The 13528-nt window shown below is 67.4% G+C and carries 12 protein-coding genes; 7 read left to right on the top strand and 5 right to left on the bottom strand.

From position 1 onward, the window contains the following. The first annotated feature begins 126 nt into the window (after nt 1–126). Genes OHQ90_RS16415 through OHQ90_RS16405 form a run of 3 tightly spaced genes read left to right on the top strand, consistent with a single transcriptional unit; the run spans nt 127 to nt 1803 of the window. Nucleotides 127–768: a hypothetical protein gene (locus tag OHQ90_RS16415; protein ID WP_328411448.1), complete on the top strand. Its 642-nt coding sequence runs from the start codon at nt 127–129 to the stop codon at nt 766–768. A gap of 16 nt (nt 769–784) precedes the next feature. Further along, the gene (locus OHQ90_RS16410; RefSeq protein ID WP_442941474.1) at nt 785–1327 is read left to right on the top strand and encodes a DUF6529 family protein; all 543 of its coding nucleotides are present in this window, start codon (nt 785–787) and stop codon (nt 1325–1327) included. Between the two features lie 14 nt (nt 1328–1341). Next, nucleotides 1342–1803 (top strand): QcrA and Rieske domain-containing protein, encoded by a 462-nt coding sequence (locus OHQ90_RS16405; RefSeq protein ID WP_328411444.1) that lies wholly within the window; start codon nt 1342–1344, stop codon nt 1801–1803. An 8-nt stretch (nt 1804–1811) separates the two neighbouring features. Here the strand turns inward: OHQ90_RS16405 and OHQ90_RS16400 are convergent, their stop codons facing one another. After that, entirely contained in the window at nt 1812–2279 is a 468-nt protein-coding gene (locus OHQ90_RS16400) for a VOC family protein (protein ID WP_328411443.1), read from the bottom strand. Between the two features lie 110 nt (nt 2280–2389). After that, nucleotides 2390–3280, bottom strand: coding sequence for a hypothetical protein (locus OHQ90_RS16395; RefSeq protein WP_442941473.1), 891 nt, complete (start codon nt 3278–3280; stop codon nt 2390–2392). Between the two features lie 152 nt (nt 3281–3432). On the opposite strand from OHQ90_RS16395, the gene lspA reads away from it, so the two are divergent. From lspA to OHQ90_RS16380, 3 genes are read left to right on the top strand one after another with little or no spacing between them, the layout of a single operon-like run. Beyond that, complete coding sequence (gene lspA, locus OHQ90_RS16390) at nt 3433–4146, top strand: signal peptidase II (RefSeq protein WP_442941413.1); 714 nt, start codon at nt 3433–3435, stop codon at nt 4144–4146. Beyond that, on the top strand, nt 4143–5069 hold the full coding sequence (locus tag OHQ90_RS16385; protein WP_328411441.1) for an RluA family pseudouridine synthase: 927 nt from the start codon (nt 4143–4145) through the stop codon (nt 5067–5069). The genes lspA and OHQ90_RS16385 overlap by 4 nt, the downstream gene beginning before the upstream one ends. Continuing rightward, on the top strand, nt 5062–5739 hold the full coding sequence (locus OHQ90_RS16380; RefSeq protein WP_328411440.1) for a hypothetical protein: 678 nt from the start codon (nt 5062–5064) through the stop codon (nt 5737–5739). Before OHQ90_RS16385 ends, OHQ90_RS16380 begins: the two co-directional genes overlap by 8 nt. Before the next feature lie 69 nt (nt 5740–5808). Here the strand turns inward: OHQ90_RS16380 and OHQ90_RS16375 are convergent, their stop codons facing one another. Then, nucleotides 5809–6627: a PhzF family phenazine biosynthesis protein gene (locus OHQ90_RS16375; protein WP_328411439.1), complete on the bottom strand. Its 819-nt coding sequence runs from the start codon at nt 6625–6627 to the stop codon at nt 5809–5811. A 63-nt stretch (nt 6628–6690) separates the two neighbouring features. Next, entirely contained in the window at nt 6691–9129 is a 2439-nt protein-coding gene (locus OHQ90_RS16370; RefSeq protein WP_328411438.1) for an HAD-IC family P-type ATPase, read from the bottom strand. Nucleotides 9130–9162: 33 nt separating this feature from the next. On the opposite strand from OHQ90_RS16370, the gene rarD reads away from it, so the two are divergent. Continuing rightward, nucleotides 9163–10095, top strand: coding sequence for an EamA family transporter RarD (gene rarD / locus OHQ90_RS16365; RefSeq protein ID WP_328411436.1), 933 nt, complete (start codon nt 9163–9165; stop codon nt 10093–10095). A gap of 146 nt (nt 10096–10241) precedes the next feature. On the opposite strand, the gene OHQ90_RS16360 is transcribed toward rarD, so the two are convergent. Next, entirely contained in the window at nt 10242–13508 is a 3267-nt protein-coding gene (locus OHQ90_RS16360; protein WP_328411435.1) for an arabinosyltransferase domain-containing protein, read from the bottom strand. Nucleotides 13509–13528: the final 20 nt, after the last annotated feature.

The raw sequence follows: 13528 nt of genomic DNA, 5'->3' as shown, positions 1-13528 counted from the left end.
GAATGTCGGATTGAACCGCTCGGGTGGTCTACCACGTAGACAATGCGAGACAGCGGTACCGGCGCAGCGTGCGGTTCGGGGATCGCTTCGGCCGGTCTTTCGACGGCCGCGCATCGAGGAGACCCAATGAAACGTCTGGGACCATTGCTCACCCTCGGGGCGGTGGCCGGGTTGGCCGCTGTCCTGCTCGTCGTCGATATGTCCAAGGAGACCGAGCCGACGCAGGCGAAGCCGAATTCGGTCACCACGACGCAGGCCCCACCGACTACCGGCGCGTCCGCGGCAACACCGTTCCCGGCGAAGGCCGATTACGTCGGCACGATTCCGCTGCAGACCGGCGGCGCCATCACCCTCTCAATCGCCGTGCAGGGCAGCAAAGCAACCGCGTACGCGTGCGACGGCAACACGATCGAGTCCTGGCTGCAGGGCAGCGCTGTGAACGGATCGTTGCAGTTGACCGGCAAGAACGACGCCCGGCTCGACGGCAGCTTCGACGGCAAGGCCGTGCACGGGACGCTGTGGCTGGGCGGCCAGCAGTGGGGCTTCACCGCGGCACCCGTGCAATCGCCCGCGGGACTGTATATCTACAACGACGGCGGCCAGCGCGAGAGCTGGATCGTCGACGCGAACGGCGGCGTCACCGGAGTGCGGCGGGCGGCCGACGGCTCCACCTCTCCGGCCCCGACCCTCACGGCCGACGCGACGGCAATCGTCAACGGCAAGAAGATAACTGCGAGCAAGGTGAGTGGTGGTGACAGTGTCGGCTGATCGAAAAGCCCCGACCGTGCGGATCCAGCCGAGCGCAGCGGCGGCGATCGTCGTCCCGCTGCTGATCGGCGCGGCCGTCGCGACAGCGCTCGGCGTGTACGGGAAAGTTCATGACCCACGGTTCTTTTCGGTCAATGTGGCCGGATTCTCCAGCCCGATGGCGGTGAAGACCTGGCTCGCCACGCTCGCGACCGCCTTGGCGCTGTTCCAATTCGCTTCCGCGCTGAGCATGTACGGCAAGATCCGCGGCTTCGCGCCATCCTGGATCGGCGTGGCCCACGTCTGGTCGGGCCGGCTTGCCGTGCTCGCCAGTGTGCCGGTCGCGGTGCACTGCCTGTACGCCATGGGGTTTCAGGACTATCAGACCCGGGTGCTGCTGCACTCACTGTTCGGCTGCTTCTTCTATGGCGCCTTCGTCGCCAAGATGCTGCTGCTGACCAGAAAGGGCCTGCCCGGCTGGGTGATTCCGGTTGCGGGCGGCCTGACGCTCAGCGGCCTGGTCGGCATCTGGCTCACCTCGGCACTGTGGTTCTTCCAGCACAACGGCATCACCTTCTGAAAGGAGATCAACCCATGACGATCGACGAATTCATCCTCCGGCGACGCACTGTGGTGGCCGGCGCGGGCGCGGTGGCCGCCGCGGCCGCGCTCACCGCGTGCAGCACCTACGGCAAGAGCGAATCCGCGGCGGCACCCGCACCGAAGCCCGCGACCGCAGCGGCACCCGGCCCGAATGCCGCTGCGGGGCAACCCAACCCGAATGCCATCACCAATACTGCAGATGTCCCGGTCGGTGGCGGCGTGATCAGCGGCGACACCGTGGTGACGCAGCCGAGCGCAGGCACCTTCGTCGGCCTTTCCTCGGTCTGCACGCATGCGGGCTGCAAGGTGGCCGACGTCTCCGGCGGCACCATCAACTGCGCCTGCCACGGCAGCAAGTTCGGCCTGGACGGCTCAGTGGTGAACGGGCCCGCGACCCAACCCCTCGCCGCTAAGAACGTTCACGTCGAGGGCGATTCGGTGGTGCTGGGGTAAGCCGCCGGTCAGGAAGTACCGAACATTTCGGCCATACGCCTGTCCATCTCCTCCGGCGGGACATCCTCGATATGGGTGGCCACGGTCCAGCGGTGCCCCCACGGGTCTTCGAACGAGCCGCTGCGGTCACCGTAGAACTGGTCGGCGATAGGGGTGAGCTGCTTGGCACCGGCCGCTAGGGCGGCGGTGTAGGCGGCGTCGGCGTCCGCGACGTAGACGTGGAGATTGACCGGAGTTCCGCCGACGGTCTTCGGGTCGAGGAAACCCATATCGGGAGCGGGATCCCCGAGCATGACGACCGAACTGCCGAACATCAGTTCACAATGCGCGATCTTGCCGTCCGGACCGGGCATGCGCATCCGCTCCGACGCGCCGAAAATCTGTTTGTAGAAATCGATGGCCGCCGCAGCGCCGTCGATAGCCAATCCGGGCGAGACCACCGGATATCCATCGGGAACAGGTTTGACATCGGACATGTTTGACCTCCGGTAGAAGGCGATGTGTCGGACACGCCGAGCCTATTACCGGCCACGGGCAAAAATGTCCGATCTCACCGATCTAGGCATCAGGCCCGCGAGTTATCGGCTCATTCCGTCCACGACACCTGCGTATTGATGGTCTGCTGCAGCATGCTGGCACTGCGCGCGTCACGGTAGGCCTGATGCCCGCCCACAGTGATGCAACCCGATACCGGCAGCGGCAGCCCCAGGTCGACAGTGATCGTTCCGGTGCCCTGCATGACGTAGTCCTGGATGTCGAGCGTCCCCGCGTTATTGGGCATCATCCACACCGACGTCTGCGGCTGCTGCGTCACCTCGAGCTCGATCGTCAGCCGGTCGCCCTCGCGTTTGGTAAGCGTTGCCGTGGTCACCTGTTCGAGCGCGACGCCGCCGGTCACCTCTTGGCGGACCGTCCACACCGCGCCCTCGCCGACCGGCTGGTCGGGGAACGCGATCGAGCGGTAGACCGCTTGATAGAAGGCCTGCTCCAGGGCCGCTCGCGCGGCATTAGAGGTATCCGGCGATGGCTCCAGGCGCAGCGCGGTGATCGCGCCGAGCTCGCTCATATCGAAACCGGCGTGGGAACCATCCGCGGCCGTCAGTGCCTTGGCGAGCGACGGGTCCGGGCTCGTGATGGTGCCGAGGGTGAGGTCGACGCCGTCACTACCCGCCCGTGCGGTCATCGGGATGGTCAGCGCGGGCGTGGAGAAATCGCGCGACGGCTGATCGTTGATCTGCTGTGCGATGCGGTAGTCGGTGCGCAAGGTCACTTGCTGCGCGGTGCCTGCCTGGTAGCTGGGGCGCAGCAGGGCGCGCGGCTCGCTGCCCGGCGAGACGACCGTGGTGACCGCCACCGAGATCGGCACCGTCACTTCCTTACCGATTCCGAGCGGCTCGGTGCCGTCGGATTCGTTGCGCGCCTCTGTCCCATCGCTGCAACCGACACCGAACGCCGAAAGCCCGAGCGCAAGCACCATCAGCAGCACACCCGAGCGCGCGACCCGAGGGGCGTGGGGGGAAGACAACACCGTCACGAGAATCAGAGTACGACCGCTTCCTGAGTGTCAGCTGGGACATGCAGGAGACCGCGTGCAACAGGGCCATGCTTGCTCGAGAGATGATGGTCGTCGTGAGTGACGACCGGCCGACCGAGAAAGACCCCACTGGCGACAGCGCGCAGGTGGCTCGAAAGGGCACTGCCGACCAGGCGGCGCCACCGACAGAACCAACGCCATCGACTCCCGAGCTATCGACCGAGGCTGCGGCGGCCGCACCGTTGCGGCTGCGGACCCTGCTGATCATCGCGGCGGTGCTGCTCGGGCTGGATCTGCTCACCAAGACGATCGCGGTCGCCCAGCTGGAACCCGGCAAGCCTGTGTCGATCATCGGCGATTTCGCCCGTCTGTCGCTGGTGCGCAATCCGGGCGCGGCGTTCTCCATGGCCACCGGCATGACCTGGTTGCTGACGCTGGTCGCTGCGTGCGTGGTGATCGGGGTGGTCCGCATCGGGCGCACGCTGCGCTCGCTGTGGTGGGCGATCGGGCTCGGCATGGTGCTCGGCGGCGCGCTCGGCAACCTGGTCGACCGAGTATTCCGGGCACCGGGCCCGCTGCAGGGACACGTGGTCGATTTCGTCGCGATCGGCTGGTGGCCGGTCTTCAATGTGGCCGATTCCGCGATCGTGTGCGGCGCCATCCTGCTGGTGGTGCTGACGGTGTTCGGGTTCGAACCCGACGGCAGTCGGACCGGACGCGGTGGCGACACCGCGACCGAAGGGGACGTGCCGGACGGCAGCGATTCCGAGAGCAAGCCGAAGAACACCGGACAGGAGAACGCGGCATGAGGGAAACCAGAACCATGCCGGTGCCCGACGGGCTAGACGGTATGCGCGTCGATGCGGGGCTCTCACGGCTGCTCGGCCTGTCGCGCACCGCGGTGGCCGCGATGGCCGAGGAGGGCTCCGTGCAGCTCGACGGCATCGCCGCGGGCAAGTCAGATCGACTCGTCGGCGGCGCCTGGCTGGAGGTCGAGTTCCCGGAACCGAAGCGGGAACTGACGATCGAGGCCGAAGCCGTGGAGGGCATGACCATTCTGTACGCCGACGACGACATCGTCGCGGTGGACAAGCCGGTCGGCGTCGCCGCCCATCCCGGGGTCGGCTGGCACGGGCCGACGGTCGTCGGCGGACTCGCCGCGGCCGGTTACCGTATCTCCACTTCCGGCGCACACGAACGCCAGGGCATTGTGCACCGGCTCGACGTCGGTACCTCCGGGGTGATGCTGGTCGCGCAATCCGAGCGGGCATACACGGTGCTCAAGCGCGCCTTCAAGCAGCGCACCATCGATAAGCGGTATCACGCCCTTGTGCAGGGACATCCGGATCCGAGCAGCGGCACCATCGACGCCCCCATCGGCAGGGCTCGCGGCAACGACTGGAAATTCGCGGTCACCGCCGACGGCCGCCCGAGCATCACCCACTACGACACTGTCGAGGCGTTCCAAGCGGCCAGCCTGCTCGACATCCACCTGGAAACCGGCCGTACCCACCAGATCCGGGTGCACTTCTCCGCGATCCGGCACCCTTGCTGCGGTGACCTGACCTACGGCGCCGACCCGCGCCTCGCCGAACGCCTCGGCCTGGAACGCCAGTGGCTGCATGCCCGCGCGCTCGGCTTCAATCACCCCGCCGACGGCCGGTATCTGGAGATCACCAGCGAGTACCCGGCGGACTTGAAGAACGCGCTCGACATCCTGCGCAATGCCTGAACCCGACTCTCGGTTCCACCCCTGGCGCGCTCTCGCCGTCGCCGCGGCCGCCGTCGGCCTGGTCGCGGTCATGGCGGTGCTCGGCGCGCTGCGGCCGCCGGTTCCCTCCGGCGTCGCCACCGATCGGCTCGGCCCCGAACGGGGCGAGCCGGTCGCGGAATACCGTGCCCGCGCCCATGACTCGCTCACGGGCACGGATACCGACGAGCACTGGGCCCTGGTGTCGTTCACCGAAACACTGACCCCCGAACAGATTCCGGCCCACAGCGGCGGACTCCGCATCGCCCAGGTGATCTATCAGGTCCAGATTCCCCGCGTCCACACCCCGATGGTCGCCGTCGCGGTCCCGGCGGGCGACGCGGTGGCCGTCGCTTCGGCCGACAACGCGGCCTGGCAGCTGCTCGCCCCACCGGTCTCCGACGAACGCTCCGCCCACCTTGTCGCGCTCTCGGCGGCCCGACTCCGTGCACACTGCGGATGCACCGTCGGCCTCGTCGTCCGCGGCCGACTCCCCCACCTCCGAGACCTTTCCGTCCAGAATGGAATCCGCGCCGTCCAGGCCCTCCCGCCGGACGCCGTATCCGGCAGCTTCGCCGTTGTCCCGCTGCTGCCCGACCAGCACGATGTAGTGCTGCCCGGCCCGGACGACGGCCCGCTCCCCGAACGATGACGACGACGCAGCGCCGGCGGCCGGCCGGTGCCTGCTGAAGCGTCTACGCAACAAGGGATCTCATGCCGCTCAGTCCGGTATCGTCACCACACCGTCGAGGTAGCGGCGGCAACGGCCGATGAGCAGCACACGGTTGCCGACGAGCTCGCAGCGCATGCTGCCGCCGCGATGGGATAGTTGGCGGGCGGTGAGCTCGGTGCGGCCGAGTTCGCGGGTCCACAGCGGAACCAGCTGGGCGTGTGCCGATCCGGTGACCGGGTCCTCGATCACTCCGAGATCCGGTCCGAAGACCCGGGACACGATATCGGAGGACTCACCGCGGGCGGTGATGACCGCGTCGAATGCCAGCGGCGGGAAGGCCGCGAAGTTCGGATGGGCGTCGCGCACTTCCTGTTCGGAGCCGAGGACGATCACCTCGTCGAATCCGGTGAACGCGCGCACCGGGCGCACACCGAGTGCGTCGATCAGCACCGGATCGGGCTCTATCTCCCTGGATTCGAGCGCGGGCAGATCGAGCACGTATTCGTCGTCGTCGGTCCGGTCGACATGTAGCCAGCCGCTGCGAGTGAAGAAGCTCACCCGGTCTTCACCGGGGTGGATGTCTTCGAGAACCTGAGCCGCCGCTGCCATGGTGGCGTGGCCGCACATGTTCACTTCGAGGGTGGGAGTGAACCAGCGCAGGTGGAATACGGGCCACTCCCCCGGTCGCGCGCCGGCGTCCGGGGGTAACTGCGCGGTGTAGAAGGCAGTTTCGGCGAGGTTGTTCTCCTCGGCCAGATTTTGCAGCAGCGCATCCGGCAGCCACGCCGACAGCGGCATGACCGCGGCTGGGTTGCCCGAGAACGGTGCGTCAGCGAACGCGTCGATCTGGTGCAGCAGTACCTCCATATTCGAGAAGGTACTCCAACACCGAATGCTCGCCTCGCACAAGGCATCTCGCGGCGCGGCGAGTCAGATGTCCAGTTGTCGGGCGCCGCCGCTGGGGGTGGCAGGAAGCAGTTGGCCCCGCTGTCCCTGCAGTGCCGCACTGATCCACCAGGCGGCTTCGACGAGCGCGATACCGATGGCGCCACAGATGATTGCCGCGGTGGTGAGCCGGATGTTCGAGGGGTCGAGCTTGAAGAAGTGGCGGGTGAACGGAACGGTGAACAGGAACAGGTACGCCACCACCGACGCCGTGATGAGCACGATCTTCCACCACACGTACGGCCGCGCCACGATGGCCAGCACCCACACCGCGATCATGATGAGCGTGATCAGCGCCGTGGTGCCCGCCTGCTCCTTCTGCTGCTCGCTCGCATGCGGTCCGGCATAGGCGATCAGGTAGGACACGAAGGTCGCGATGCCGATCACCACGCCGGAGGGAATGGCCAGTCGCAGCACCCGAGGGACGAAGCCGGTGCGGGCCCGCTCGTTGTTCGGCGCCAGCGACAGAATGAACGCCGGGATACCGATGGTGAACCAGGCCGCGATCGTGACATGCCGGGGCAGGAACGGATACGGGATCGGCGCATAGTCGAAGATCTGCGAACCCACCCCGGCAAGCCCGACGAGAAAGGCGAGCAACACCGCGTACACGGTCTTGGTGAGGAACAGGTTCGACACCCGCTCGATGTTGCCGATGACCCGACGACCCTCGCCCACCACGTACGGCAGCGTCGCAAATTTATTGTCCAGCAACACGATCTGCGCGACCGCGCGAGTCGCGGGGCTACCCGCCCCCATCGCGACGCCGATATCGGAATCCTTCAGCGCGAGTACGTCGTTCACGCCGTCACCGGTCATGGCGACGGTGTGACCGCGAGACTGCAAGGCGCCCACCATGGCTCGCTTCTGGTCTGGACGCACCCGGCCGAAAGTGGTTTCGCGTTCCAGGACGTCGGCGAGCTCGTCACGGCCATCGGGCAATTCGCGGGCGTCGACCGCGTGGTCGCCGCCGGGGAGGTCGAGCGAGGAGGCCACCGCGCCCACCGACACCGCGTTGTCGCCGGAGATCACCTTGATCGAGACGTCCTGGCCGGCAAAGTATTCGAGCGTCTCGCGAGCGTCGGGCCGGATCTTCTGTTCGAGCACCACAAGCGCGGCGGGTGTCACAACGCCCGGAGCGTCGGGAGCGTCGACGGCGCGGTCGCTGCGTGCCAGCAGCAGGATCCGCAGGCCGCAGGAGCCGAGCTCCTCGGCGACCCTGGCATCGTCGGATGTCGGGTCGAGCAGCACATCGGGAGCGCCGAGCAGCCAGTCGCCGTGTTCGCCGTAGGAGTACCCGCTCCACTTCTTCGCCGAGGAGAACGGGGCGACCGCGGTGTGCTGCCAGCCGGGACCGTCGGGCAGTTCTTCGCCGATCGCCTGCACGCTCGCGTTCGGGCGCGGATCGTCGGCGGCCAGGGCGGCCAGCGCCTTGCGCACCTCGGCGTCGTCGGCGTCGTCGAGCACCTTGATGTCCGACAGCCGCATCCCGTTCTCGGTCAGCGTGCCGGTCTTGTCGGCGCACACCACATCCACCCTGGCCAGACCCTCGATCGCAGGCAGCTCCTGCACCAGGCACTTGCGCCGACCGAGCCGGACCACGCCGACCGCGAAGGCGACCGAGGTCATCAGCACCAGGCCCTCCGGCACCATCGGCACCAGTGCCGCGACCATGCCGCTGACCGCGGGCCGCCAACTCTCCTTACTGGAGAACAGCTGGTTGTACACGCTCAGCAGCCCCGCGGGGATCAGCAGATAGGTGATGACCTTCAGAATCGTGTCGATGCCGCTGCGCAGCTCGGATTTCACCAGGGTGAACTTGCTCGCCTCCTCGGCCAGCTTCGCCGCATAGGCGTCGCGACCGACCTTGGTCGCGCGGTAGGCACCGCTGCCGGACACCACGTAGCTGCCCGACATCACCTGCGCGCCGATCCTCTTGTCCACCGGGTCCGCTTCACCGGTGAGCAGCGATTCGTCGACCTCGAGCTGCGCGGACTCCTCGACGGTGCCGTCGACCACGATCTGGTCGCCGGGCCCGAGCTCGATCAGATCGTCCAGCACCACCTCGCGCGGCGCGAGTTCCAACGACTTGCCGTCGCGACGCACCGTCGGTTTGGCCTGGCTGACGATGGCCAACTGGTCCAGGGTCCGCTTGGCGCGGATCTCCTGGATGATGCCGACCGCGCTGTTGGCGACGATCAGCAGGCCGAACATGCCGTCGATGATCGACCCGGTGGCCAGGATCAGGATGAACAGCACACCGAGAATGGCGTTGATCCTGGTGAAGACGTTGGCCCGGACGATCTCGCGCACCGATCGGCTGGCCCGGTCCGGGACGTCGTTGGTCAGCCCGTCGATGCGACGTTGCGCGACCTGCGCCGTGGTCAGTCCGGTGGCGCCCGTTGCCTGCACGGTTATCGACATGACCGCAAGGCTACCGAGAACTACGGTCGTAGCGTGCAGCGAAGCAGGTCGGTCCCAGGTGTTGTGTTCGGCGCAGGCGCGTTTCTCATCTGGGGCCTGTTCCCCGCCTTCTTCGGGCTGCTCGGGTTTGCCGGTCCGGCCGAGGTGGTCGCACAGCGGATCCTGTGGACGCTGATCCTGGTCGTCGGCGTGCTCGTGGTCAACGGCCGGCTACGCGAGATGCGCGGGATCGACGCGAAGACCTGGCGGCTGGCCGCGGTGGCCTCGACAGCGCTGTCGCTCAACTGGGGTGTGTACGTGTACGGGGTCACCTCGGGGCACGTGGTGGAGTGCGCGCTCGGCTACTTCATCAACCCGCTGGTGACCGTGGCATTCGGCGTGCTCATCTTCCGGGAGCGGCTGGCCCGGGCGCAGTGGGCCGCGCTCGGTCTCGGCGCGCTCGCGGTCGCGGTGCTGACCGTCGACTACGGCAGGCCGCCGATCATCGCGCTCGCGCTGGCCTGTTCGTTCGCGATCTACGGATTGGTGAAGAAGGTGATCGCGCTCGACGCGCTGCGCGGCATCGCCGCCGAGGGCCTGGTCGCCGCGCCGTTCGCGCTCGCGTTCGTCGTCGTGCTGATGGTGTCGGGTCGCAGCGAATTCGGTTCCGGTGCGGGCCATACCGCGCTGATGGTGTCCACCGGTCCGATCACCCTCGTTCCGCTCCTGTTGTTCGCCGTTGCCGCGCAGCGCGTTCCGCTGTCCACCATGGGGCTGCTCCAGTACCTCACTCCGGCTCTCCAGATGGCCTGGGGCGTCGCCGTCGCCCACGAACCCATGCCGGCATCCCGCTGGGCCGGTTTCGCGCTGATCTGGGCGGCCCTGGCCATTTTCACCACCGACGCACTGCGCCGCGCCCGCAACGGCAGGCGAAATCCGAAGGCCGGCGCCATGACGCCCGCACCGACCCACACACCCGATGCGTAGCGCAGCTATCCGACAGTCATTCGCACACCGGTGAAGCGCCTTTCCGCCGGCAATCTCCTCGCAGTGCGGTCTCGACCCACAGCAGCCGGCAAGCGCACTCCATCAACTACGCGTACCTTCCGGTCGGTTCTTGGCGTCTGGAGTACTCAGTAGTCGGTGATGATGCGCCCGGGGGTCCAGAGTCCGGAGTGGTCTTGTCCGGCGATCGTGGGCCGTGCGGGGTCCGCGCTCGCATCGATCCTGCTGAACTGCTGGAGTTCGCCCCAGTCACGACGCCAGTCGTTGTTCAGGTAGGTGGCCAGGCTGCGCGAGCGCAGCAGCATGTCGGTCCAGCCGAGGGGGCCGCCGCCGTCGTGGCTCTGCCACAGGCTGGTGATTTCGGCGCCGGGGCGGTCGGGCAGGATGCGGTAGGCCGGGATTTCGGCAATGCCGTTGTGGTGGTCATAAGGGCGCTGGCTCGGGAACTGAAGTCCGACCATCCAATCGGTCAGCACGGGGGCCTTCGAGCCGACGACCTCGTCGAGCGTCTTGGTCTGCGGCACCCGCGGCGGGGTCAGCGCCAGCCACTGTTTCGGGTTGCGGTCGCGATCGACAGCGACAATCCGGATCACGTCGGCGCGATCCGGGATCTCGGTGAACGGCACCCGCAAGTTCCGCCACGACGGCGCGGGACCGATATCGATCGGGGTGACCCGGCCCATGGATTGCGCGGTCGTCGCGGAATCGGTGGCGCCGTACTCGATTTCGAGCGATTGACCCGGCGTGACGATGCCGTCGGCATCGACGGACCTGATGCGCCCTGCCGCGCTCAGCGCGATGATGCTCGCGCGATCGTCGGGGTCGGGCAGGTGATACCAGCCGGTGGTCAGGTCGGCGGGCCCGGCGTCGCCGGAGCGATAGGTGCCCAGCATCGGCGTGGTGGCCGGGTCGAGACCGAACGGCAGGGTGGCGCTTGCGGTTCCCGCGGTGTTCTCGGTGGCCGACTTGCTGCTGAGTGCGTCCGCGATACTGCCGGAGGAGCTCGCTTCATCGTCGGGGCGTAGGTCCTCGGCAACCCCGTTGCCGCTGAATCCGGTTCCGCTGCCCGACAACGTGCTGATCGCGTCGCCGATCAGCGGCCGCAGCATGCCCGCGTTCGGGTCGGTCTCGACCAACACCTGGCCCGCCAGGCCCGACGTATCCCCAGACACCGCAGCGATATTCGAGCGCGCCAGCGAGAACGCCGGATACTGGGCGAGGGCCGCCTTGGCGAACGAGCCGACGTCCCAGACCACCAGCAGCGCCAGCGCGATGGTCAGCGGCGGGAGCAACGAAACACGCCAGCTGAATCGCGAAATCCGGTGCGGCGTACCAGGTTCCGGAGCATGAATGTGCCACCACGCGGACCCGACGAGCAGCAGGACCGTGGCGACGAGGAACAACTTGTTGAGCCCGAATCCGGCGACGACGGGCGGCTTGTCCCACCACGGAATGCCGTAAGACGAGACGTACCACCACTTGTTGGGGCCCGAGAACACCAGCGCGAGCACGAATGCGATCAAGGCGGCGAACAGGGCACGGTTGCGCGGCGCACGCAGCACCCGCGGGCCGACCGCCATGGCCGTGACCATCGCGACGGCTCCGGCCACCCCCGCGTACACGCCGAAATGATGAGTCCACTTGGTGGGCGTGACCATGACAAGAAACAGCGCGCCGACGGTGACACCGAGAATGCGCCGCGTCGGGCCCGCCGCGGTCTGCGGAATCCGACCGCCCTTGCGCAGCACCATGAGCACGCACACGGCCAGTCCGACGAACATCGCGAAGACGCCGATCCTGCGGCCGACCGAACCGTCGGTCTCGCCTTGGAACAGGTACTGATAGCGCAGATAGTCGTCGAACCACTGCACATCCGGGCCGACGATGTGATGCACGCGCTTCATCTCGAACATCGCCGCGAGCGGCTGATCGGCGAACATCACCGCCAGCGCGACGGCCCCTGCCGCAAGCAGCGGTGCGAGCAAGATCGCGTACTCGATAACCCGATCGCGCACCGAACGCTGATTACCGATGCGGGCCATGATGATTCGCGCAACCGGTCGCAACCCCGCGAGCAGCGCTGCGATACAAATGACGCCGGAAGGCCCTGCCGTGCAACTGAATGCCGCGACCAGTATCGCCAGCCCGGCGGGCAGCAACCGCCGAGTCCCGATGGCACGCTCGACAAGACACCAGGTGAGCAGCAGCCCGAGTGCCACCGGCGGTTCGGGGCGCAGGCCGTTGTCGTAGGCCAACCAGATGGTCAGAAAGCCGAGCGCCCCGGTCCACATCGCGATCCGGTTGTGCCGCACCGCAACTCCGAGCCGGGGTGCCACCTCACGGCTGAGCAGCAGCCACATCGACACACCACAGAGCAAGGCGGGCAGCCGCACCCACGGGCTTGCGGTGCTCACCTCGGTCATGAGCCGGATCAAGTCGTAATACGGTGTCCCGACCGGATTTTCGGGCACTCCGAAGTACGCGAAGTAGTTGGCCATGTAGCCCGCGACACCGGACGCACGCGCCATGCCGAACTGGTATCCGTCGTCGGAGGTGGTGGAACCGATGAAGTACCACAACACCATCGTCCCGAGCACCACGCCGTCGAGCAGGGAGAACGTCCACCAGCGCTGCGGAAGGACCTGCCGAGTGCGCCTGCCGTCACGGCGATCGAGCCGGTACAGCGCGACCAGCGAAACAAGGGTGCACAGCACGGCGAGCCAGATCGCCGCTCGCTTGATCGGAGTGGGGGTCGAGGAGAATCTGGTGTCGAGCGCCGCGGTGACACGGGCACCGTCGGCACTGGCCAGATCGCTGAAGATGCCGACCAGCTGCGGCCGATAGTCGCCGTTGAGCACGACGGGGAAGCCGGGTGCTTCGAATCCCACCAGGGTGGCGGTGGCGCTGGTGGTGTCGGCATGCACGGTGAGCTCGCAACCAGGGATCAGTTCGTCGACCGGAACGCTGAGCAGTGCCTGGTTTCGCAGCACAACGTCGAGTCGAGCGGCAGTGTCGCCGCGGGGCGGCTGCACCCGCGCGACGAACCCGTACCGCTCGAGATTAGGCGCTCCTGCCGGTCCGGTGGCAGCGAGCACCCCACCTTTCGCGCTGAGCTGGTTGATCGCCGTGCAGGGCAGGGTGGCATCGAAAGTCAGTGGCGCATAGGAGACCAGCGGGGCTTCGATGCTGCGTGCGGATCCGGCTTGCGGCCAGGTCAGCGTCGCTGCGTCCACACGAACCGGCAGCAATGGCACGGCGACCGCGAACAGCGCGCCGAGCAAACCGGCAATCAGTGCGAGGGGCCCGGCCCATCCACCGCGTCTGTTCGGTTGTGCCGTCCCGGATTCGGATGCCTCGACGGGCGGCTGCCCCGCCCACACCATCGTGTCAGCCACGGTGCCCGATAGTAGCGGAA

It is taken from the genome of Nocardia sp. NBC_00403, from assembly GCF_036046055.1.
In the GTDB taxonomy this organism is placed as follows: Bacteria; Actinomycetota; Actinomycetes; order Mycobacteriales; family Mycobacteriaceae; genus Nocardia.
This window is presented reverse-complemented; position numbering and strand designations above follow the sequence as displayed.

Bases quoted from the DNA above. Each gene is read 5' to 3' on its own strand.
- OHQ90_RS16415 (WP_328411448.1), top strand. From the start codon at position 127: ATGAAACGTCTGGGACCATTGCTCACCCTCGGGGCGGTGGCCGGGTTG.
- OHQ90_RS16400 (WP_328411443.1), bottom strand. From the start codon at position 2,279: ATGTCCGATGTCAAACCTGTTCCCGATGGATATCCGGTGGTCTCGCCC.
- OHQ90_RS16395 (WP_442941473.1), bottom strand. From the start codon at position 3,280: ATGGTGCTTGCGCTCGGGCTTTCGGCGTTCGGTGTCGGTTGCAGCGAT.
- OHQ90_RS16405 (WP_328411444.1), top strand. From the start codon at position 1,342: ATGACGATCGACGAATTCATCCTCCGGCGACGCACTGTGGTGGCCGGC.
- OHQ90_RS16380 (WP_328411440.1), top strand. From the start codon at position 5,062: ATGCCTGAACCCGACTCTCGGTTCCACCCCTGGCGCGCTCTCGCCGTC.
- OHQ90_RS16375 (WP_328411439.1), bottom strand. From the start codon at position 6,627: ATGGAGGTACTGCTGCACCAGATCGACGCGTTCGCTGACGCACCGTTC.
- OHQ90_RS16370 (WP_328411438.1), bottom strand. From the start codon at position 9,129: ATGTCGATAACCGTGCAGGCAACGGGCGCCACCGGACTGACCACGGCG.
- OHQ90_RS16385 (WP_328411441.1), top strand. From the start codon at position 4,143: ATGAGGGAAACCAGAACCATGCCGGTGCCCGACGGGCTAGACGGTATG.